The sequence below is a fragment of the Vibrio sp. Vb1755 genome (assembly GCF_033338635.1).
GTDB lineage: Bacteria > Pseudomonadota > Gammaproteobacteria > Enterobacterales > Vibrionaceae > Vibrio > Vibrio alginolyticus.
The window spans coordinates 1-1,077 of sequence record NZ_JAWOTA010000327.1 but is presented as its reverse complement, the minus strand read 5'-3'; the positions used below and the strand labels follow the sequence as shown (position 1 = coordinate 1,077).

General features: G+C 43.2%; 1 protein-coding gene. It reads right to left on the bottom strand.

Going from position 1 to position 1,077, the window contains the following annotated elements; all coding sequences use genetic code 11:
- Positions 1–1,077: NAD(P)/FAD-dependent oxidoreductase (locus tag R7E00_RS24895; protein ID WP_318124891.1), on the bottom strand; the 1,077-nt coding region annotated here is incomplete at both ends.

Sequence of the window (1,077 nt, the reverse complement as noted above, 5' to 3'; positions counted from 1 at the left end):
GGTGAACTGACGCAGAATCTTGTTCTCGTCGATATCTTCAGTACGGTTTAAGGTGACGCAGAATGTGTGTGAAGAGTCGATATGCTGCAAAATGTTCATGTTGTACGTCAGGGACGGCAATCGTTGCAGCTCCTCTTCGCCTCCTTCCAGCAAATAGTTCCACGATGCCGATGCAGATTTTCGTTTCGGTAATACACTCGTGTCAGTGTGAAGAACCACATCATTTGCTTGGTAAGCCATATTAGACAAAATGTCGTTTTCACATGACGAGGCATCACTGAGCATTGCTAAAGCCTGGTCGCTATGGCAAGCAAAAATGACTTCATCAAACCATTCACACTGCCCATTTGCATAAATTGCTACACCTTGTTCACTGCGAACGACTTTTTCAACCGGACTATTCAGTCGAATCTTATCTGCAAACCCTTGTGTTAAAGGTGGAATATAAGCACGTGAACCACCCTTGATAACATACCATTGCGGACGATTCGTCACGTCTAACAAACCGTGATTGAGGAAAAAGCGTAAGAAGAACATCAATGGAAATGCACGCATGTCAGCGAGGGAAGATGACCAAATCGCCGCGCCCATTGGCAGAATATAGTTGTCAGAAAAGAAATCACTAAACTGGTGCTCATCCAAAAATGCACCCAGCGTTTGAGAACTCGATATTTGCTCAGTAGCACACGCTTTTGCTAGTTTATTGAAGCGTAAAATCTCAAGAATAAAGCGATAGAATTTTGGATTAAGCCAATTTCGCTTTTGTGCGAACAATGTTGTTAATGTGTGGCCATTATATTCCAAACCGTTGCCATCGTTTCTCACGCTGAAGCTCATTTGCGTCGGAATACCTTCCACGCCAATTTCGTTCATCATTTTGATAAAATTTGGATATGTACGGTCGTTGTATACAATGAACCCTGTATCAATCGCATAATCCTCATTCCCGACACGAACATCAACCGTCGCCGTATGACCACCAATATAATCGTTGGCTTCGAACAAAGTGATATCGTGTTGTTGGTGCAGATAGTACCCACATGTCAGTCCAGAAATTCCAGTGCCTACAATAGAGAT